The organism is Halorientalis marina, assembly GCF_023028345.1.
GTDB lineage: Archaea > Halobacteriota > Halobacteria > Halobacteriales > Haloarculaceae > Halorientalis > Halorientalis marina.
On record NZ_CP095487.1, the window covers coordinates 25,431 to 44,763 of the forward strand.

20 protein-coding genes are annotated in these 19,333 nt (G+C 69.2%); 9 read left to right on the forward strand and 11 right to left on the reverse strand.

Features of this window, described 5'->3' with window-relative positions:
- Positions 1–27: 27 nt before the first annotated feature.
- Positions 28–939, reverse strand: a complete 912-nt coding sequence (locus tag MUG96_RS00140; protein ID WP_246985410.1) for an alkaline phosphatase family protein — start codon at positions 937–939, stop codon at positions 28–30.
- A 106-nt stretch (positions 940–1,045) separates the two neighbouring features.
- Here MUG96_RS00140 and MUG96_RS00145 point away from each other — a divergent pair, with 106 nt between their 5' ends.
- The 8 genes from MUG96_RS00145 to MUG96_RS00180 all read left to right on the forward strand — a co-directional run bounded on the left by MUG96_RS00145 (position 1,046) and on the right by MUG96_RS00180 (position 7,805).
- Positions 1,046–3,049 carry an aldo/keto reductase gene (locus MUG96_RS00145; RefSeq protein WP_246985412.1) on the forward strand — a complete coding sequence of 668 codons (2,004 nt, stop codon included), beginning with the start codon at positions 1,046–1,048 and terminating at the stop codon, positions 3,047–3,049.
- A 67-nt stretch (positions 3,050–3,116) separates the two neighbouring features.
- Positions 3,117–3,500 carry a DUF7475 family protein gene (locus tag MUG96_RS00150; protein WP_246985414.1) on the forward strand — a complete coding sequence of 128 codons (384 nt, stop codon included), beginning with the start codon at positions 3,117–3,119 and terminating at the stop codon, positions 3,498–3,500.
- 86 nt (positions 3,501–3,586) lie between these two features.
- Positions 3,587–4,303, forward strand: coding sequence for a CDP-alcohol phosphatidyltransferase family protein (locus MUG96_RS00155; protein WP_246985416.1), 717 nt, complete (start codon positions 3,587–3,589; stop codon positions 4,301–4,303).
- 28 nt (positions 4,304–4,331) lie between these two features.
- On the forward strand, positions 4,332–4,805 hold the full coding sequence (locus MUG96_RS00160) for a metal-dependent hydrolase (RefSeq protein WP_246985418.1): 474 nt from the start codon (positions 4,332–4,334) through the stop codon (positions 4,803–4,805).
- Between the two features lie 214 nt (positions 4,806–5,019).
- Positions 5,020–5,361 (forward strand): hypothetical protein, encoded by a 342-nt coding sequence (locus MUG96_RS00165; RefSeq protein ID WP_373222125.1) that lies wholly within the window; start codon positions 5,020–5,022, stop codon positions 5,359–5,361.
- Positions 5,362–5,450: 89 nt separating this feature from the next.
- Positions 5,451–6,929 carry a transporter gene (locus MUG96_RS00170; protein ID WP_246985422.1) on the forward strand — a complete coding sequence of 493 codons (1,479 nt, stop codon included), beginning with the start codon at positions 5,451–5,453 and terminating at the stop codon, positions 6,927–6,929.
- Positions 6,930–7,029: 100 nt separating this feature from the next.
- Positions 7,030–7,368 carry a DUF7964 domain-containing protein gene (locus MUG96_RS00175; RefSeq protein ID WP_246985424.1) on the forward strand — a complete coding sequence of 113 codons (339 nt, stop codon included), beginning with the start codon at positions 7,030–7,032 and terminating at the stop codon, positions 7,366–7,368.
- 56 nt (positions 7,369–7,424) lie between these two features.
- On the forward strand, positions 7,425–7,805 hold the full coding sequence (locus MUG96_RS00180) for a hypothetical protein (protein WP_246985425.1): 381 nt from the start codon (positions 7,425–7,427) through the stop codon (positions 7,803–7,805).
- Between the two features lie 68 nt (positions 7,806–7,873).
- Here MUG96_RS00180 and MUG96_RS00185 read toward each other — a convergent pair whose 3' ends face one another.
- The 9 genes from MUG96_RS00185 to MUG96_RS00225 form a co-directional block, all read right to left on the reverse strand.
- Positions 7,874–8,398, reverse strand: a complete 525-nt coding sequence (locus MUG96_RS00185; protein ID WP_246985427.1) for an acetone carboxylase subunit gamma — start codon at positions 8,396–8,398, stop codon at positions 7,874–7,876.
- Between the two features lie 2 nt (positions 8,399–8,400).
- Positions 8,401–10,701 (reverse strand): hydantoinase B/oxoprolinase family protein, encoded by a 2,301-nt coding sequence (locus MUG96_RS00190; RefSeq protein ID WP_246985429.1) that lies wholly within the window; start codon positions 10,699–10,701, stop codon positions 8,401–8,403.
- On the reverse strand, positions 10,698–12,863 hold the full coding sequence (locus MUG96_RS00195) for a hydantoinase/oxoprolinase family protein (RefSeq protein ID WP_246985431.1): 2,166 nt from the start codon (positions 12,861–12,863) through the stop codon (positions 10,698–10,700). The genes MUG96_RS00190 and MUG96_RS00195 overlap by 4 nt, the downstream gene beginning before the upstream one ends.
- A 178-nt stretch (positions 12,864–13,041) precedes the next feature.
- Positions 13,042–13,356, reverse strand: coding sequence for a hypothetical protein (locus MUG96_RS00200; protein ID WP_246985433.1), 315 nt, complete (start codon positions 13,354–13,356; stop codon positions 13,042–13,044).
- Between the two features lie 79 nt (positions 13,357–13,435).
- On the reverse strand, positions 13,436–13,849 hold the full coding sequence (locus MUG96_RS00205) for a PaaI family thioesterase (RefSeq protein WP_246985435.1): 414 nt from the start codon (positions 13,847–13,849) through the stop codon (positions 13,436–13,438).
- 271 nt (positions 13,850–14,120) lie between these two features.
- Entirely contained in the window at positions 14,121–15,560 is a 1,440-nt protein-coding gene (locus tag MUG96_RS00210; protein WP_246985437.1) for an NAD(P)(+) transhydrogenase (Re/Si-specific) subunit beta, read from the reverse strand.
- A 3-nt stretch (positions 15,561–15,563) separates the two neighbouring features.
- Positions 15,564–15,845 carry an NAD(P) transhydrogenase subunit alpha part 2 gene (locus tag MUG96_RS00215; protein ID WP_246985439.1) on the reverse strand — a complete coding sequence of 94 codons (282 nt, stop codon included), beginning with the start codon at positions 15,843–15,845 and terminating at the stop codon, positions 15,564–15,566.
- A 39-nt stretch (positions 15,846–15,884) separates the two neighbouring features.
- Complete coding sequence (locus tag MUG96_RS00220) at positions 15,885–17,123, reverse strand: Re/Si-specific NAD(P)(+) transhydrogenase subunit alpha (protein ID WP_246985441.1); 1,239 nt, start codon at positions 17,121–17,123, stop codon at positions 15,885–15,887.
- Positions 17,124–17,442: 319 nt separating this feature from the next.
- Positions 17,443–18,081, reverse strand: a complete 639-nt coding sequence (locus MUG96_RS00225; protein WP_246985443.1) for an alpha/beta hydrolase — start codon at positions 18,079–18,081, stop codon at positions 17,443–17,445.
- Positions 18,082–18,199: 118 nt separating this feature from the next.
- Between MUG96_RS00225 and MUG96_RS00230 the strand changes: the two genes are divergently transcribed.
- Positions 18,200–18,613, forward strand: coding sequence for a hypothetical protein (locus MUG96_RS00230; protein WP_246985445.1), 414 nt, complete (start codon positions 18,200–18,202; stop codon positions 18,611–18,613).
- 2 nt (positions 18,614–18,615) lie between these two features.
- Here the strand turns inward: MUG96_RS00230 and MUG96_RS00235 are convergent, their stop codons facing one another.
- Complete coding sequence (locus tag MUG96_RS00235) at positions 18,616–19,329, reverse strand: DUF2270 domain-containing protein (RefSeq protein WP_246988719.1); 714 nt, start codon at positions 19,327–19,329, stop codon at positions 18,616–18,618.
- Between the last annotated feature and the right edge of the window lie 4 nt (positions 19,330–19,333).

Here is a 19,333-nt window from a genome sequence, read left to right on the forward strand (position 1 = left end):
CCCGCCGGCGTCCGGTCGCCGCCCCCGTCACCGGTAGCCCAGCGCGTCGAGTTGGTCGGTGACGCCGGTCTCGCCGATCACGTGCGGGACGGGCAGGGGGGTCGGCGGCGACAGCGACGGGTCGCGCGTCCCCCGGTCCGTTGCCGTCGTCTCGACCCAGGGCACCCGGAGCAGTGTCGGCACCGGCGTCGCGATCGGGTGACCGTACAGTCCCCACTCGCCGAACAGATTGGCGTGGTCCGCCGTGATCACGACACGGTCCGCTGCGACGTTGTCGAGTAACACCGCCACCGAGTCCAGCGCGTAGCACAGGTTCGCGGTGTATGCCGCCCGGACGCGCTCGGCCGACACCGCCCCGCGCCGGAGGAGTGTCCAGGGGTTCGCGGCGTTACTCTCGGCGCCGGTGCGGGCCATGCCGGTGTCGCCCTCGAGCGGGTCCGGGACGAACGGGTGGTGGGGCTGCATGTAGTGGACGACCAGTCGCTCGGGGTCGCGCTCGCGTGCGAGGGCGATCGCCCTGTCGGTGACCGCGGGCGCGGGGACGGTCCCGAGGTCCTCGTCCCAGGCGTACTTCCAGACCTCGTCCAGCGCCGCGAAGGCGTCGGCGTCCAGATACCGGTCCGTCCACGTGTTCCCCGTCACCATCGCGGTCTCGGCGACGAGCGAGCGGTACCGGTCCGGGCCGAACGTGGCCGTCAGCCAGTCCGAGGAGCAACTGCCGACCGACCGCCGGGTCGCGACCGCGTCCACGAACGCGTAGTCGTCGGCGACCGCGCGGAGCGTGTCCGGCCGGCAGCCGTCCAGCACGACCAGCAGGTCCCAGTCGGCCTCGTAGGCGGGCGTACCGTAGCTGAGGCGGCGGCCGACGGCCTGGATGGCCCGCAGATACCAGCGCCGGAGCGGCCCGCGTCCGGCCTGTAGGTCCGCGCTTCCTGACACGGTCGACGACAGGGCTGGCGGTGGCATAGGGGTACCGCCGCGGTGCCGGGGGGGTGGACGGCCCAGTGCGGATGTATTTATAACGCGTCCGGCCCCGGATTGTGCTGTGCAGTGTCTGTTCGTCGGCGCCGGGGCGGTCGCGGACCAGTACGCGGGCGCGCTGGCCGGAAGCCCGCTGTCGCTCGCCGGGGTCTGTGACACCGATCCCGAACGAGCGACGGCCCTCGCCGACCGCACCGGCGCCGCCGCGTTCACCGATCTCGAGACGGCACTGGCCGACTGTGACGCGGCCCTCGTCGTGAATCTCACGAGCCACGGCGCCCACGCGTCCGTGACCCGGCAGTGTCTCGACGCTGGCCGACACGTCTACTCGGAGAAACCGCTCGCGCTGGACGGGGAGACGGCCGCCGACCTGGTCGCGCTGGCCGAGCGGGACGGGCTGGGACTGGCCTGTGCCCCCATCACACCGGACTGTCCCGCACAACGGCTCGCCGGCCGGGCGCTCGCCGACGGTCGCCTGGGCCGTGTCGGCCTGGTCTACGCGCACGCCCACGTCGGCCGGGTGACCGACTGGCACGACCGGCCGGACGGGTTCCTCCGGGTCGGGCCACTGTACGACGGCGGCGTCTACCCGTTGTCGGCGCTCGTGTCGTGGTTCGGGCCCGTCGAGACGGTCCGGGTCGCCGACACGCTCGACACCTGGCCGGCCCGCGAGGCCCAGCGCCCGTCGGCACCGAGTCACGTCGAGGCGACGCTCGCGTTCGCGGACGGCCCGGTCGCGCGGCTGACGGCCAGTTTCTACGCGCCCCATCGGAGCCGCGAGTTCTACGGGCTGGAGGTCCACGGCGACGACGGATCGCTCTACGTGGACGACGCCGGCGCGATGGCCGTCGATCGCTCGTCGGTATCGTTCGGGCGCGTCGGCCGCGAGTACACCCCGATGCCACCACAAACGCCGGTCGAGGCGGCGACACATCTCGACGGCGTCGCCCGGTTCGCGGCCGCGCTCGCCGACGGGCGGCGGCCACGTGCGACCGCCAGACGCGGGGCACACGTCGTCGCCGTCTGTGCGGCCATCGAGCGAGCGGGTGCCGACGGCGGCCCGGTGTCGGTGGCCGATCACGGCGCGCGGGCCGACCCCGTCCCGCGCCCGGTCGTACGGCCCAACCAGGGGTGGCCCCACCGCGGTGGGGACGGAGCCGCCACGGCTGACCCGGGGGCGACCGGGAGCGCGATCAGGCTCCCGCCGGTCGGGTTCGGCTGTTCCCGTTACCGGGGTGACGGCGAGTACGTCGACCGGGTCGATAGCATCGCGGCGGCGTTAGACGCCGGCTACCGCCTGCTTGACGCCGCGGAACTGTACGGTAACGAACATCGCATCGGCGGCTTGCTCGATGCCCCCGGGACGCCCGACCGCGAGTCGCTCTTCCTGCTCGGGAAGGTCTGGAACACCAATCACGAGCACGTCCTCGAAGCCTGCAGGGGGAGCCTCGACGAACTCGGGATCGACGCGTTCGATTGCTACACGCTCCACTGGCCCGACGCGTGGGCGTATCAGGGCCCGCTCGACCGACTGGCCGAACGTCCCGTCGAGGAGATGGAGGCGCTGGTCTTCCCCGAGGACGACGACGGCGAGCGCGCGACCGCGGACGTCTCACTCGCCGAGTCCTGGGCCAACCTCGAAACGGTCCACGAGCGGGGCCTGGCACGGACGCTCGGTGTCTGCAACGTCTCGCTGGCACAGTTGCGGACGATTTGCGACGCGGGGACGGCCCCGCCAGCGGTCGTCCAGGTCGAACGCCACCCCTACCAGCCGCGAACCGATCTCGTGCGGTGGTGTCACCGGCGGGGGATCCGCGTGATCGCGCACTCGCCGCTGTCGGCACCGGGCCTGCTCGCCGAACCGGTCCTCGAGGCGATCGCAGCCGAGCGAGGCTGGTCGCCGGCGGAAGTGGTCCTCGCCTGGAACGTCACCGCTGGCGTGGTCCCGATCCCGTCGAGTACGACCGCCGAGCACGTCGTCACGAACCTCGCCGCTGGCGGCCTGCGGCTCACTGACGAGGAACGCGGCCGAATCGAGACGCTCGAAGACACCGACTTCGAGCGGTGAGGGAACCGTCGCGGCAGTCCGAGGTGGTCCCCCCACGCCTATGTCGGCGGAAATCGAACGTGTGGGTATGGGCGCGACCGATACACGGCAGGGCTGGCCGCGAACGGACGCGATGACCGGGCTCGACTGGCTCGGCGTGGCCGCCGCACTCGTCTCGGCGGGGATACATCTCCTGCTCGGCGTGCGCCTGTTGCCCGAGGGGCTGGGGATCAGTTTCGTACTCGCCGGGGTCGGGTTCCTCGGTGGGATCGTGCTCGTGCTCGCGGATTACCGACGCCGGGCGGTCTACGCCCTCGGGATCCCGTTCACGCTCGCCCAGATCGGGCTGTGGTACGTCCTGAACTTCGCCGCCGGGCCGAAGGCCTTCCCCGCGGACGTGGGTGGACTCGGTGCGGTCGACAAGCTCGCGCAGATCGTCCTGCTCGTCGTCCTCGTCCGCTTGCTGCGATAACGGCCTGAATGCGGGGGTTTAATCGACTTCGGCCCAACTATAGGAGGAGTCTCGATGACAGAGACAGGCCGGACCGGAGGGCGGGAATGAGCGTCGAGCTCCTCGCACCCGTCCGGCTGTTCGCCGCGGCCGCCTGGGCGCACGCCGGCGCGTTCGTTCCCGGCCTCGTCGTCACGGTTCTGTGGACGACACAGGTTGGCTACCTCACGGTCGCGCGTCGTCGGGGGCGAGTCCCCGGGCGTGTCCGCCGGCTCGGGATCGCCAACGCAGTCACGATGGTCCGCGGGGGCCTCTATGCGGTCGTCGCCGGGTTCGTCGTCGTCCCGCCGGACGCGGGGCTCAGATGGGTGCCCGCAGTCTGTTATGGGATCGGTGCCGTCCTCGACAGGGTCGACGGCCTCGTGGCCCGAACGGTCGGCCGCGAGACCGAATTCGGCGAGCGACTGGACATGGCGTTCGACACCTTCGGATTCGTCGCTGCACCGCTCGTGGCCGTCGTCTGGGGCATCCTTCCGGGCTGGTATCTCGCGCTGTCGGCCGCCCGTTTCGTCTACCGTGGCGCCTGTGGCTGGCGCCGGTTCCGGGGTCGCCCGCTGGTCGACCGGCCGGACAGCGAACTCGGCCGCATCCTGGCCGGCGTCCAGATGGCGTTTCTGACCGTCGCCCTGGTCCCGACGGTGCCGGCGTCGTTGGTCGGGACCGCCGCCCCAGTCGTTCTCGCGCCGTCGCTTGCGGTCTTCGTCCGTGATTTCCTCTACGTCTCCGGGCGGCTCCCTCGTGCCGAGCAGCCCGAGCACAACTGAATTACTGCGCGGCTGCCTACGTGACCGCGTGCTCTTCCCGACGCACCTCGTCGCGGGTGCCGTCCTCGGCGCGTACACGCGGCTGTCCGTGGCGTGGCTCGTCGTCGGGGCGGCGCTTCCCGACCTGCTCGACAAGCCGCTGGCAACACTCGGCGTTACCACGCTCTATCACACCGTCGGCCACAGCGCCCTGTTCGGGGTCGTCGTCCTCGCCGCTGCGTTCGTCGACCGCGCCGCCGTCGCGGTCGCCGTCGGCTGGGTGTCACACGTGCTGCTCGACGCGGCACACGTCGTCGTCAACGGCCGGCCGCTGGACGCGCTCTTTCTCCTCTGGCCGGTCGCGGTGCCGCCGGCACCGCTCGCGCTCGCACCGATCCCGTTCGTACAACAGTACCTCTGGAGTCCGTCGTTCCTGCTCGAGGTCGGCATCTGGCTCGGCGCCGGCGTCGTCCTCGTTCGACGGCGCCGCGCGTACCGATCGCGCCCCGAGAGCGGGCGGTGACGACGGGCGAGCGCCCGGCCACGACGGCGGGCCGAGTAGCGCGCCCCACCCGACTGCACGGACGGCTCCCCCGGACCGCCGCGGAGTGGGTGTCCGTGGGTCGCTATCGGCATCGCGGCGACGACCGGATGCGGGTCGGCCTCGCGCCGGGCGAGCGTTTTACCCGGTCCGGACCCAACGGGCGGTCGTGTCAGCAACAGCGCCATCACGGTTCCTGCTCGTCTCGACGGTCGTCTGCGTGCTCGGGTGTGCGAGCGCGGTGGTGATCCCGGTCGTGACGGGTGCCTCGCAGGCGTTCACCGGCAGCGTCGCGTCGAGCGGTCTGCTCGGCCTGGTGTTCACCGTTCGGAACGTGCAGTTGCTCAGGGCGAACGGACGGCCGAGCCTGCCGCCGGCCGTGCTCACGACGATCTTCGGCGGCTGGTTCATGCTCGCGCCGCTTCTGTACGGCGACGTGGGCTTTCTCCCGACCGCGGGCACCCAGCTCGCCGGGACGATCATCTCCACCTTCGGCCTCTACGTCGTCGTCGCCGGTGTCACCGGCGAGACGAGGTGAGCGGGTCGCCGTGGGACCCCCGTCCCTGCAGACGTTCGTGAGGACGGCCACCGACAGCATCTTGCCGCGCCGGCCCCTGTCGTGGATGAATGGTCGAACGCCGCGACGGCGACGAGATCGACCTCCTCGACGCCGCCATCCGGACGACCGGCGGGGCGACCCTGTCGACGACGCTGTACGTCCTGAGCGGCGTCGTGTACGCCTTCGTCACCTCGCCCGCCGCGACGGGCACGTTCTTTTTCGTCACCATCTCGGCCGCGCTGGTCCTCCGGCCGGTGAAAGGGATCAGCCAGACGCTCCAGAAGCTCGGGAGCGAGCGGGGCGAACGGGTCGAATCCTACCTCGGCATCGCCGTCCCGTTCGCCGTCGGCTACCTGCTCGTCGCGGGCGTGATCGCGGTCGTCGGGAGCGAGGCGCTCGCCCGTCGCACCGTCTTCGAGGCCGGGCTGCTCGTCCCGGCGGGGCTGTACGCCTGCTCGGTGGCGCTGGTGTCGATCGTCACGAGCCTCGTCGCCGCCATCGGCTATCCCAGCGCCGAGACCTGGCTCACCGGCACGGCGAGTGCCGTCCAAGTCGGCGTCGTCCTCGTGTTCGACGGTGCGGTGGCGACGGCCGGCGACCTCATGCTCGTCGTCGCCGGCGTGCGGTTCGCGCTGTTCGTCCCGGTCGCGCTGGCGCTGGGGGTCGTCCCCGGCCGACCAGACCGACACGCGCTCGACCGCGCCTGGACGTTCGCCCGGTGGAGCGTCCCCGACCAGATCCTCGACCGGTTCTCGTACAACATGCCCGTCTACGTCCTCGGCGTGGTCGCGACGCCGGCGGCCGTCGGGGTCTACGAGGCGGCCGACCGGTTCGCCGACTTCGGCGCGACGATCGCCTGGCGGCTCTCCTCGCCCCTGCTCACGAAGGTGAGCGGCGACACGTCCGCCGGCGCCGACGACCTGCCCTACCTCGACGGCGCGATCACCGGTGGGACGGGCGTGACCGTCGCCGTCCTCGGGTACCTCCTGACGACCCACGGCGTGGTGGCCGAGATCGCCTTCGCCGGGGCACAGCGGGTCTTCTCCATCACCGTCCTCCTCGTCGGTGGTATCAACGTCCTGCGGGGGTTCTGGACGCTCGCCTCGCACGCGATGGAAGGACTCGGGAAGCCAAGCGTGAGCTTCCGCACGAAGCTGTACGGCCTGCTGGTGAGCGTCCCGATCCCGGCCGTCTTCGGCGCCGAGTTCGGCGCGGTCGCCGGGGCCGCGGGCTACGCCGCGATGAATCTCGTCGTCTTCGGCTACGTCTGTTACTTCGCCCGGGACCTGTTCGGCCGCGTCCCGGTCGACCTCGCGCTGACCGCGCGGTTCGTGCTCGGACTGGTCCTCTCGGTCGGCGTCACGACCGGCGTCGTGGCCCTCCTCGAGCGGACCGGTTTCTCGCCAACCGCCGTCGCCGTCGCGGCCGCAGTGTTCTGTGGGACCGCGTTCCTCGCCGTCCTCCTCGCGACCTCCGGCGCGGCCCGGTTCGCCGTCGGTCGGGCGTCGGAGCTGTCGGTCGGCTGGCTGCGCTCGCGAGGGCGGTAGTCCGGTCGGTCGAGAGCCTGCCGTTCGCTTCGGCCGCGACGCCGCCACAGCGCCGGCGTCCCGCCCCAACTGTTTTGTTCGTTTGGCCGGATCAGCTACCGTGATCGACGCGCTCCCGGACCGCCCACTGACGGACGACGAGGCCGAACACCTCAAACGCCAGGACGGCCGTATCGTGCCCCTATCGGTCCTCAAGGGCGGCGACGACCCCTACGTGATCTACACGCTCGCGATCTACCGCGACGATCCGGGACGTGTCCACCTTCTCGGGTACGCGGAGACGGAGGGGGGCTGGGTGCAGTTCGACGCGTTCGACGACGACGAGTGGACCGTCGAGCGACAGGAGAGCCGGGTCCAGGAGTGGGTCGAAGAGCAGTACGCCGACGAGTTCGAGCAGGGCGTGCTCGACGAGGCCTCGGGGACGGTCGACATGGGGTGAGCGCGCACAGCGTCCGCCCCCAGCTATAAACCGTCGTGCGCCCTGCTACCGATGTCATGCCAACACCTGCCACAGTCGTCCGGAACCTGGACCACGGGGATTCCGTCCGGGTGACGGACCCCGACATCGGCGACGTCTCGGTCATCGTCTACCGACCCAAGGAAACCGCGGACGTGGCGCCGGGCGTCCAGCAGTTCGTCTTCACACACGAGTCCGGCCGGATCATCGGCATGAACCGGACCCTCGGCGTGGACGAGGAGTCGGACTGGGAGGCCTGCCCCCTCGTCATGGACGAGGACGGGTTCCAGCACGCACTCCTGCTCCGGGCCGACGGCGACGTCCACCTCCACACGCGCCGGGAACCGGGCCAGCCCGAGGACTGGGAGCATCGTGGCGTCGTCGACCTGGAGCCGCTCGAACCGGTCGACGGGGAGTGACCAGTCGGTCCGGAGCGGGCGACAAGCGACCGCTGGCTCCACTCGGTAGCCGCAAAAAAGAGCGCCGGTCAGTCGGCGGCCGCGTCGTCACCCTCGCGGTCGGGGGCGGGTCGGCCCTGCCACTCCTCGTAGAAGGTGTCGATGTCCGGGTCGAACGGCTTGATCACCGGGTAGCCGACCGGCACGGCGTCCACGTCGACGAGCTTGTAACACTCCGGGCAGTACCACTCCCGGAGCTCGAAGGCCCAGTCCGGGTCGACGTGCATGTACTTGGGGTACAGTTCCTCGAACTCCTCGTCCTCGTCGCGGACGCGGATCCGACAGGAGCGTTTCCAGTTCTCGTCGACGTCACAGAGGTCCTCGCCACACTCCGTCCGGACGACGCGGCCCTCGTCGGTCCCGACCACGTAGAGGTGGTCGTTCAGCGGGACGAGTATCGGGTCGTCCCAGTCCACGCGGTCCTGGAGGACCTCGCGGGTCTTCTCGAAGCGGTTCGGGTCTTTCGGGTCCGGGAGCACTTCGTTGCGAAGCTCGTCCCAGGCCATCTCTCCGTCGATCAGCGACCGCACGCGGTCGTTGCTGAGGTCAGTCATGGTTATGGGGAGTAGTTGTCGCCGAGGTCCCAGAACCCGCGGAACTCGTCGGCCCATTCCTCCGAGAGTTCGAAGACGCCCTCGTACATCCACTGGACGCCGTCGTTCCAGTCGCCCTTCTTGACGCGGTCTTTTTCCTCCTCGAAGAACTCCTCGAAGGACTGGGTCTCCTCGGCGCGTTCCTCGCGGATCTCCGCGCGCCGTTCCCGGGTCGCGTCCTCGTCGATGGTGAACTCGCGGTCGTCCGCGTCGTACTCGCCGACGACGCCGTAGACCTGCTCCACGATGTCGGGGGTGAAGACCTCGTCCTCGATGTCCTCCTTGCACTTCTCGGGCGGCCGCTCGAGCGGGTCACCCCAGCCCGGCCCGCCGCTCATCTTGTAGTGGAGCATGTCGTAGTTGTCGAACTCCTCGGGCCAGAACATCCCCGACTGGTCGCGGATGATCTCCTCGGCCTCGATGTTCTGTTCGAACTGGTGGTCGCCGGGCCGGTCGTCGCCGATGGAGTACGGTTCGCCCTTCACGGTCCGCGACGCGAGGTCGGTGTCGTGGGCCCGGACCGAGTAACTGGTGCTGTGGGGGTAGCCGCCCGACATCCCCGAGGAGCACCACGTCACGTCCGGGAGCGAGAGGCAGTACAGCGAGACGTCCTCGCTGCCCATCACCGTGTACATGCCCTCCCAGCCGGTGCCGCCGCGGTACTTGCCGTGGCCCGCGGTGTTTGGCTTGACCTTCCGGCCCAGCTGGATGAGGCCCCACTGGGTCTGCTCCCACTCCTCGACGTCCCCGAGGTCGGCCTCGGGGTTGAACATCGCGTAGGCGTAGTCGAGGCCGTCCCGGCAGGCCGAGGCCCCGAGCCCCTGACAGGAGAGCTCGAAGGGGCCGACGGGGAAGTAGTCGCCGAGCGCGTCCGGGATGGCGTCGGCGAACGAATCCATCAGTTTCCCGCCGCCCTGGATGGCGTCGGAGGGTTCCCCGTAGCCCGTGACCACCTCCTCGCGGAAGCCACGGGAGAAGAAGCCTCGGGAGATGCACTTCCAGACGCCCTGATACGTGGGGAAGATGGTCGCCCACGGCGTGTGATAGGACAGTTCCGGGTCCTGTGGGTTCGTCACGCTGCCCTCGGGATAGTGGGTGTCGACGGCCATGTGCGCGCCGTCGTTGACCTTCCCGTCGTGGAGCAGACACTGGGTGAGCGACACCCAGAGCGCGCCTTCCATGGACCCCTCGGCGCAGTTGAAGGCGTGGGGGCCGGGGGGACTCGCACCCTCCATGTCGAGTTCCATCCCGCCGTCCTCGTCGACGGTGACCTCGACCGGGAGGTGGTTCATCATGTCCTGCCGGGAGCCGGGCTGCCAGGCCTTGTCCCCCCAGGTGATGGGCAGGAAGCTGGCCTCGCGGTAGGTGCCGGGGAACAGCCGCTCCTGGACGCGGGACTCCATCGTCTGGCGCCCCTCCTCGACGGCCTCGTAGATGAACTGCTTGAACGTGTCCACGCCGACCTCGTCGATCATGTCGTGGATCGCCTCGCGGATCATGTGACAGCCCGCGAGCCGGCACTTCTCGTCCAGGTCCCAGTACATCGGCGTCCGCGTGCCCCGCTGGCCGCGGTCCCGCCAGTCCTGGTAGAGCTTGTCGTCCTCGCCGATCTTCTCGCAGGTGGCGTACAGCCCGTCCTCGTGGCGATTGGTGGACGCCAGTTGGTCGTGGCCGCGGGTCATCCCGCCGATGTCGATCTCGTGGGTGACGCCGTCGGCCCAGGCCACCAGTTCGTCGTCGTAGAAGATCGGGACGAACGTGTGCACGTCCGTCGTGTGGACGTTCCCGAGGTCGTTGTCGTTGTTGCAGAACACGTCCCCGGGCTGGATGCCGCGGTCGTGCTCGTAGTCCTGCTCGATCATGTACTTGATCGCGAGCGAGCCGGTGTGGACGTGGACGATGATCCCCGTCGAGACGGCGATGGAGTCGCCCTCGGGCGTGTAGACCTGGAAGCACAGCTCCCCGATCTCGCGGACGATGGGCGACGCGCTCACGTGGAGGGCGGTCTCGCGGGCCGAGACCAGCGCCCCCCGGAGCCGGGAGTAGAGCCGCTCGTAGGTGAAGCGGTCCTCCTCTTTCATCTCCAGTTCGTCCAGCCCCTGGTAGTGGCCGGTCTCCTCGGCGAGGCGCTCGCTCTCGTCGAGCATCTCCTGGAGCGTCTGCCCGTCCCAGCCGATGGGTGGCTCGGCGTCGTCGAACTTCCGTTCCCGCACCGTCGTGCCGGGGTCGTGTAGGTCCGACCCCTGGCGGTCCTGTTTGCTCATGTGTCTGTCTGTTGCAGGTGGTAGATACGGTTCTCGTCGAGCGGTGCCTCGAAGCCCGGCGGGACCAGCATCGTCGTCGCCGGGGCCTCCGTGACCGCCGGCCCCTCGACGACGTTGCCGGCCTGGATGGGGTCCATCCGCCAGATGTCCGCCTCGTGCCAGTCGCCGTCCCAGTAGATGTCCCGGGTGCCCTTGTGGGCCTCCTCGGGCGGCGTCTCGGTCGACACCGGGTCCTCGTTCGGCAGTTCCGGTTTCGGCGACGGCGCGACGCCCTCGCCGATGGCGACCGTGATCTGGTAGCCGTTCTCCGGCGAGCGGGCGGCGCGCTGGAAGACGCGGCCGAACTCCTCCTCGAACTTCTCGATGAGGCGTTCGACGTCGTCGCCGTCGAGGCCGCCGTCCCAGACCTCCGCCGCCGACACCTCGAGGTCGTCGAGCATCCCGGTGTACTGGGCGCGGATCGACGGCTCGAACGCCATGTCCGCGGGGTCGATGTCGTCGCGCCGGAACGCCTCGGCGGCCTGTTCGCGGACGTCCTCGAACACCTCGGTCAGCTGGTCGGCGACCGCCGCGGCGTTGCTGAAGTCGGGCTGGAGGATGACGTCCAGCGACTGGTCGTAGCGGTAGGCCGCGTCGGCACAGGCACAGCCGAAGGCCGAGAACGCCGCGGCCCAGTCCGGGATCAGGACGTCCTGGAAGTCCAGCGGCTGGCTGTAGCCGGCGGCGTGCAGCGGCCCGCCGCCGCCGTAGCTGATGAGGCTGTAGTTCTCCGGCGAGTAGCCCAGCCCGAGCACCATCGACCGGAGCTCGTTAGCCATGTCACGCTCGACCACGTCGAGGACGCCGCGAGCGGTCTCGATGGGGTCCTCGTCGAGCGGGCTGGCGAGCTGGTCGTCGATGGCATCCCGCGCCGCGTCGACGTCGATGGGGATATCGCCGCCGAGGAAGAAGTCGGGATTGATGTAGCCCAGCAGGGCCGTGCAGTCGGTGACCGTCGGCGTGGTCACGTCGGCGTCCTCGTTGGAGACGCCGACCAGGTAGCCCGCCGAGTCCGGCCCGACCTCGATGCGGTTCGAGGCGCGGTCGACCCGGAGGTACGAGCCCGTGCCCGAGCCGATGGAGTCGAGTGCCGTCATCGGGATGTTCGTCAGGAACTGCGCGAGGCTCTGGTCCCACCGGGTGGGGTAGTGGCCCTCGGTGATCATCGCCACGTCGAAGCTCGTCCCGCCGACGTCGGAACAGACGAGGTTGTCGATGCCGAGTTCGTCGGCGAGGAACTCCCCGCCGAACACCCCGCCGATGGGGCCCGACAGCATCGTCTCGACGAGCCAGTCGTGGTCCGGCGAGATGGTTCCCCCCGAGGAGGTGAGGACCCGGAACGGCGAGTCCAGGCCCTCCGCTTCGAGGGAGTCCTCGATGCTGTAGAGCTGTTCGCGCGACGGCTCGACGGCGTAGGCCTCCAGGACGAGCGTGTTCAGCCGCGGCGTCTCGCCCCGGACCGGGTTCTGCTCGCTCGACAGCCAGACCGGCGTGTCGTCGTCGCGTTCGTCCTTGATCTCCTCGGCGATCTCCTTGACTTTCTGCTCGTGGGACTGGTTCGCGTAGGAGAAGATCATGCAGACGCAGATGACGCGCACGTCCCGGTCGAGCAGGTCGTGGACCGCCTCCCGAATCTCGTCCTCGTAGATGTTGACGACGGGGACCCCGAGCATGTTGACGCGCTCGCGGACGCCCTTGATGTTCTCCCGTGGGACGATGGGTTCGGGGTGTTCGTGTTCCCGTGCGTGGAGCCGGCCCGCGTAGGAGAGGTCGGCCCAGGACTGGATCGCCCGGCCCATCCGGTGATGGTCCTCGAAGCCGCCGGTGGTGATGACGCCGATGTCGCCTTCCCCCTCGCGTTCGAGGAGGCGGTTGAGCATCGCCGTCCCGGCGTAGACGACGCCGTCGAGCGACGCCGCGCTCTCCGAGAAGGAGGTGCCCCAGTAGCCCAACCCGTTGTCGAATGAGTCCCGGACGCCGACCGCCTCGTCGTCGGGAGTCGTCTGTGCCTTGCCGACCGTGTAGTTCGCCTCCTCGTCGACGATGAACGAGTCCGTCATCGTCCCGCCCGTGTCCAGCGCGAGCAGGCGCGGTTCGTGTTCTGGCTGGTCGTCAGTGCTCATCGGTTGTGTTCCCTCGTTTCACGGGGTGTGACAGCACATCCCGTGATACAGCCCGCCTAGGAACCCGTTACCAAATAGCTTGCCCACGGCGGGAGGGGAAACGAGCAAAAATAATCCGGACGGCAGGTCGGAATCAAGCCTCGGCACGCGGGCGCGGCAGGGTCGAAATCGGTCCCCGTCACGCGGACGTGTCGCCGTCGTCGCCATCATCGCCGTCGTCGCCATCGTCGCCGTCGTCGCCATCATCGCCGTCGTCGCCATCATCGCCGTCGTCGCCATCATCGCCATCGTCGCCGTCGGGCCACTCGCCGCGGGCGGCGTCGAGCCAGTCGCGTCTGTGCCGTTCGCTACAGAACGCGACGCGGCGGATCGGGGGGCTGGCGAGGGGCGACAGCCGCGGCGAGAAGCCGGTCGGGAGCGTGACCGTGGGCGGGTCTTCCGGGAGGTCGTCGCCACAGACCTCACACGCGTCCGGTTCCGCCTGGTGTCCCATGCACAGGGACGGCGGCTCTCGGAAAATAAGCGTTCGGGGCGGTCGCGCCCGTCCCCACGGCTGGGGAGACCGCGACGGCTCAGTCCCGGTCGAGAAACAGCGAGACACGACCGACGGCGACGGTCCGTTCGCGGTCGTCGGCCCCGGTCGTCACCTCGACCTCGACGACGGCCATCGAACCGCCCGCCCGGATCACCTCGGCCTCCGCGGTCAGGTCGCCGTTTGCCGGTTGCACGAAACTGACGTTCAGTTCCGTCGAGGCGTGGCCGGTCTCGAGTGGCTCGTCGAGCGTCGTCCGGATGGCCGCGCCGCCGCCGTGGTCGATGAGCGTGGCGACCACGCCGCCCTGCAACACGTCGGAGCCGGGGTTGGTGAGCGAGTCGTCGTGCGGGAGCGAGAGTCGGACGTAGCCCTCGTGCTGGTCCTCGATGGTGATACCGAGGTCCCCGAGGTGGTCGTGGTTGTCGAGGAACCACTGGTTCGCGTCGGTCATGGCCCGCGTTCCGTCGCCGGGGAATAAATACCTTCCAGCCGGGACGTCTCCGAGACGGACCTGCCGGGCGCCGGAACGAAACACGGGACGAACTGACATCCGGCGACCAGACGGTCGTGCCGCCGACCTGAGCGCACGGCGCTCGGCATGGGTCGGCGCTGCGCTGGCCGCACGCGGCGAGTTCTCGCTGTTCGTGCAGTACTCCGGGCCGCTGGAAGCGTTCGCGACCGCCCGATTCGACGGCTGAATCGGTCCTACCCGGGGAAATGCTTCACATGTTCTCCTTGTACTCGTTGACCAGCGCCTGCATCGACTCCTTCGCGTCGCCAAAGAGCATGCTCGTGTTGTCCTTGGCGAACAGCGGGTTTGCAATCCCGGAGAACCCGGGACTGAGACTGCGCTTGTTGACGATGACCGTCCCCGCTTCCCAGACGTTGAGGACGGGCATCCCCGAGATGGGGCTGTCGTCGGCCTCGTTGGCCTGGGGGTTGACGACGTCGTTCGCCCCGGTGACGATGACGACGTCGGTCTGTGAGAAGGTCGGGTTGACCTCCTCGAGTTCGCGCATCTTCTCGTAGGAGACGTCGGCCTCCGCCAGCAGCGCGTTCATGTGGCCGGGCATCCGGCCCGCGACCGGGTGGATGCCGAACTCGACGTCGACGCCGTTCTCCTCGAGCAGGTCCGCGAGTTCCGCGACGGCGTGCTGGGCCTGCCCGACCGCCATCCCGTAGCCTGGGACGATGACGACCCGGTCCGCGACCTCGAGGAGCATCTCGACTTCCTCGGGCGAGGTCTCGGAGATGTTGCCCTCGTAGATGTCCTCCATGTCGCCGCCCGAGGCGTCCTCCCCGAGGCCGCCGAAGAGGACGTTCGTCAGCGAGCGGTTCATCGAATCGCACATGATGACCGTCAGGATCATCCCCGACGCGCCGACGAGCGTCCCGGCGATGATGAGGACGGTATTGTTCAGCACGAAGCCAGTGGTGGCCGCCGCCAGCCCCGAATACGAGTTCAGCAGCGCGATGACGACCGGCATGTCCGCGCCGCCGATGGGGACGACGAGGATGATACCCAGAAGCGACGCCGCCGCGACCAGCACCCAGTAGGAGGGGACCCACGAGGAGAGTGGGACCGCGCCGATGACCGAGGGCTGGACGACCAGATGGAGGCCAGCGGCGACCGCGGCGCCGAGAAAGAGTATCTTCAGCGCGTGGCCGACGTTGGTGCTGACCGGCGAGTCACCGACGACGCCGTGGAGTTTGCCGGCGGCGACGAGACTCCCCCAGAAGGTGACGGCGCCGATGATGCCCGCGATGGAGGCCGTCGTGGTCAGCCCTATCGAGAGGGCGCCACCCGAGGCCAGCACGTCGATGAGTTCCGCGCCGGCGACGACCGCCGACGCCCCACCGCCGAACCCGTTGAACAGGCCGACGAGCTGTGGCATCTCGGTCGTCTCGACGGTCACGGCCAGATACGCGCCGATCAGCCCACCGACGAGCAGGCCGCCACCGAGGACGGCCGGCGAGATGATCTCGAACCACAGGACGGTGATGACGACCGCGAGGAACATCCCACCGGATGAGATCAGGTTCCCCCGCGTCGCGGTGCGGGGGTGGGTCATGTCACGCAGGCCCTGGATGAACAGGATGCCGGAGACGAGATACACCAACTGCAGGACCGACTGGGGCAGTCCCCCGAGGACTCCAGCCATGTGTCAGCGCCCCCGCTGGCTGAACTGCTCGAGCATGAAGTGACTCACCAGATAGCCGCCGACGACGTTGATCGTCGCCATGACGACGGCGACGAAGCCGAGCGCCGTCGCCAGCATCGTCGACCCCGACCCGGCGACCACGACCGACCCGAGCAACGTGATACCCGAGATGGCGTTTGCCCCGGACATCAGCGGCGTGTGCAGGTTCGTCGGAATCTTGGTGATGATCTCGTAGCCGACGAACGCGGACAGCACGAACAGGGTGAGGTTCTGGATGAACGTCACGCGACCACCCCCTGGTCCGGACCGGCCACGGAGCGGGCGTTACGCGGCATCGGTCGCCCCCTCCTCGTCGTCGGCATCGGCTGCGGACTCGTCCGCCGTGGCGTCGTCGTCCGTCTCGCCGTCGTCGGTCTCGTCTTCGTCTCCCGAATCGTCGATGTGTGGGTTGCGTATCGTGCCATCGTGGGTGAGCAACGTCGAGTCGATGATCTCGTCCTCGAAGTCGAAGTCCAGTTCGCCCTCCTCGTCGGTCAGGTTCGCGAGGAAGTTCTGCAGGTTGTTCGCGTACTGGTCGCTCGCCGTGTTAGCCACCTTCGAGGGCAGGTTCGTCGGCCCGTGGACGGTGACGCCGTCGTGGACGACGGTCTCCCCGGCCTCGGTCGGCTCACAGTTGCCGCCGGTCGCTGCGGCGAGGTCGACGACGACCGACCCCTCGTCCATGTCCTCGATCATCCCCGAGGTGATGATCTCCGGCGCGGGACGCCCGGGGATTGCGGCGGTCGTGATGAGGACGTCCATCCGGGGGACGACGTTCTCCATCTGCTCGCGCTGGGCGGCGTAGAACTCCTCGCCCATCTCGACGGCGTAGCCCTCCTCGTCGCCGGAGCCTTCCGTCTCCAGATCGAGTTCGACGAAGTCGGCGCCGAGGCTCTCGACCTCCTGTTTGACCTCCAGTCGGACGTCGTGGCCCTTCGTGTCGGAGCCGAGTCGTTCGGCCGTCGAGATGGCCTTGAGTCCGGCGACGCCAGCCCCGATGACCAGCACCTTCGCCGGCCGAATCGTGCCGGCTGCAGTCATCTCCATCGGGAACATCTTGGGCAACTCCTCCGCGGCCATGAGCGTCGCCTGATACCCGCCGAGACTCGCCTGCGAGGACAGCGCGTCCATGCTCTGTGCACGGCTGATTCGCGGGATCAACTCCAGCGAGAACGCACTGACGGAGCGGTCGGCGAGCGTCTCCAGTTGTTCGTCGGCGACGTCGTACGGACCCAGCAGGCCAACGACGACCTGCCCGTCGGTGTAGGGGTCGACGTCCTCGCCGACCGAGCCAAGCGCCTGTACCTGGAAGACGATGTCCGCCGCCTCGAAGACTGCCTCGCGGTCCGCCAGCACCTCACAGCCGACCGCCTCGTAGTCGTCGTCGCTGAAGGTCGCGCCCTCGCCGGCGCCAGCGGCGACGACGACCTCGTGGCCGTCCTCGATGAGTTCCGCGGCCGCGTCCGGGACGAGCGCGACGCGTTTTTCGCCGTCAGCCGTCTCCGTCGGCACGCCGATTTTCACGGCGATCCCTCCGGTAGCGCGGCGGTCGTGGTCGTTACGCCCGATCCGACTCCGTGTGTGCGGTGGTGCATCCTACTACGTAGCCCCCTTGTGGACCGTTGTCGGCCGGTTTCGTGCCGATTATATAAATCCCCGGTATACCACAACACGACCCACGGTACACTACCCCACTGAGACCGGCAAAATCGGGGATTTCCTGTCGGTAACGCAACTAATTCGGGGTGGAGCGGGGCGGGAAACCCGCGAGTGAGCCGAACAGGAGGGCGCCGGTGGCCGTCACGCGGCCAGGAGCGGGTGGCTGCCTCGACCGCCTGGCGCTTCAGTCCACCAGGTCGGCGACCAGTCCGGAGACGTACTCGACTTCGTCACGGTTGATGCCGTGGCCCATCCCCTCGTAGAGGCGCTTCTCCACGCCGGCGTTCAGGTCCTCGAGGACCGCCACGGACTCGTTGACGCGCTCGGCGGGGATGTGCGGGTCCACGTCGCTACAGCCGAAGAAGGCGGGCGTACGCTCCAGGTCGCCCGCGTAGTCGTCGCGGTCGATGCTCTCGCCGATGAGGCCGCCGCTGAGGGCGACGAGACCACCGTAGCGGGTGGGGTTGCGGGCGACGTACTCGCTGGCGAGACAGGCGCCCTGCGAGAACCCGCCGACGACGACCCGCTCGGTCGGGATATCGGCGTCGGTGGCCGTCTCGATGGCGTCCCCGATGGCCTGCAGGCCGGAGGTGCGGCCGGGTTCGTTCTGCTCGACGGGCGCTGTGAAGGGGTTGGGGTACCACGTGTTGCGGGCGGCCTGCGGGGCGAGGATGGCGACGCCCTCGTGGTGGAACTCCAGACCGGTCTGTGCGATGCTCCGGGCGGTCGCGCCCCGTCCGTGAGCGAGGACGAGCGCCGCCGTGGCGTCGGCGAGGTCGGTCCCGCCGGTGACGAGCTGCTGGTCCTGATGCGGTCCGGTCACGCCTGCCCTCCGCTGTGTACGGTCATGCTCCTTCGAAGGGGCTCGATGACAATCCGTCTGTCGACCGGCGGCGTGTGGAGGAGGAACGCTCAAACCGCGCCGGTCCCTACGGACGGGCGTGTCACGGTCGCTTCTCGTTTACGACGGCAGCACGGAGTGGCTGCGAACCGCCGCCGGCCTCGTGGCGAGCGCCGCCGACGACGTGCGGCCGGTACCCTGGAACGCAGACGCGGTCCAGGCGTTCCTCGATGCACAGTTCGGCGACCGGCCGTTCGCCCTCTTTCTGATCGAGACCGACACGGTCTACGTCGGGAAGGCCGCCGTCGAGCGCCTGCTCCAGCAGTACGGCATCGACGGGGAGCTCGCGAAGGTTTTCAAGCGACTGTACCCGCCGTTCTCGGCGCCCTTCGGCCGGCTCGTCCACGGACAGACGCCCGACGACCTCCACGGGACCTTCCCGCTGGACGCGGCGGCGAGCGAACACCTCGCCCCGCTTCGCGAGAGCGTCGAGATCCCCGTGGAACCGGAGTGAGGTCAGTCCCGCTCCGTGTCGTTCTGCCGCAGGTTCTCGGCCAGTAGCTCGCCCCGCGTGTGCCAGGTGCGCGGTCGACAGCAGACCACCAGCGCACCGCCGTAGAGGACGGCGACGACGGCCGTCACCAGTCCGCCGGAAATCGTCCCGACCGCTGCGCTCGCCGGCCACGGCGTCCCGGCGAAGGCCGTCACGCGGAGCAGCCACGCCCCGGCGATGATCGTAAAGAGCGGGAAGTACACCCGCCGAAGCCGGTGTGCGATGGCTTCCTCCGTCGAAATTCGCAGCTGCGGGCGGCGGTAGTTGTCCGCCAACTGCTCGCGCCAGTCGTCTTCGTCGACCGCCATGGTCGGGTCGAGCCCGACGGCCCAGACGCGCTCCTGCAGCGTGCGTACCCGCGAGCGCCACACGTCGTAGGCACGGTACCGCCGCGCCTCGATGAACAGGAACATCGCGACGGCGGCGGCCCCGACGAGGATGACGTAATGGGGATTGGCCTCGCTCGAGAACGACCACGTCAACACCGCGGCGATGAGCAGGACCGCCCAGTTGGTCGTCCGGTCCAGCCGCTCGCGCCAGAGTTTCATCCGGTGGATCTCGCCGCGGTAGAGGTGTGCGAGCGCCGAACTCGGCCCCATGTCGCGGTCGAGCAGACCCCTGCCGACCCCTTCGTCGAGCGGCGCCTGGCCGTCGCGCAGTTCGTCGCCGAGGGGCATATCG

What these genes read in the sequence shown, in the direction of transcription:
- MUG96_RS00205 (WP_246985435.1), bottom strand. Translation starts at nt 13,849, where the DNA reads ATGACCGACGCGAACCAGTGGTTCCTCGACAACCACGACCACCTCGGG.
- MUG96_RS00155 (WP_246985416.1), top strand. Translation starts at nt 3,587, where the DNA reads ATGAGCGTCGAGCTCCTCGCACCCGTCCGGCTGTTCGCCGCGGCCGCC.
- MUG96_RS00210 (WP_246985437.1), bottom strand. Translation starts at nt 15,560, where the DNA reads ATGGCTGGAGTCCTCGGGGGACTGCCCCAGTCGGTCCTGCAGTTGGTG.
- MUG96_RS00185 (WP_246985427.1), bottom strand. Translation starts at nt 8,398, where the DNA reads ATGACTGACCTCAGCAACGACCGCGTGCGGTCGCTGATCGACGGAGAG.
- MUG96_RS00180 (WP_246985425.1), top strand. Translation starts at nt 7,425, where the DNA reads ATGCCAACACCTGCCACAGTCGTCCGGAACCTGGACCACGGGGATTCC.
- MUG96_RS00200 (WP_246985433.1), bottom strand. Translation starts at nt 13,356, where the DNA reads ATGGGACACCAGGCGGAACCGGACGCGTGTGAGGTCTGTGGCGACGAC.
- MUG96_RS00150 (WP_246985414.1), top strand. Translation starts at nt 3,117, where the DNA reads ATGGGCGCGACCGATACACGGCAGGGCTGGCCGCGAACGGACGCGATG.
- MUG96_RS00195 (WP_246985431.1), bottom strand. Translation starts at nt 12,863, where the DNA reads ATGAGCACTGACGACCAGCCAGAACACGAACCGCGCCTGCTCGCGCTG.
- MUG96_RS00170 (WP_246985422.1), top strand. Translation starts at nt 5,451, where the DNA reads ATGGTCGAACGCCGCGACGGCGACGAGATCGACCTCCTCGACGCCGCC.
- MUG96_RS00190 (WP_246985429.1), bottom strand. Translation starts at nt 10,701, where the DNA reads ATGAGCAAACAGGACCGCCAGGGGTCGGACCTACACGACCCCGGCACG.
- MUG96_RS00235 (WP_246988719.1), bottom strand. Translation starts at nt 19,329, where the DNA reads ATGCCCCTCGGCGACGAACTGCGCGACGGCCAGGCGCCGCTCGACGAA.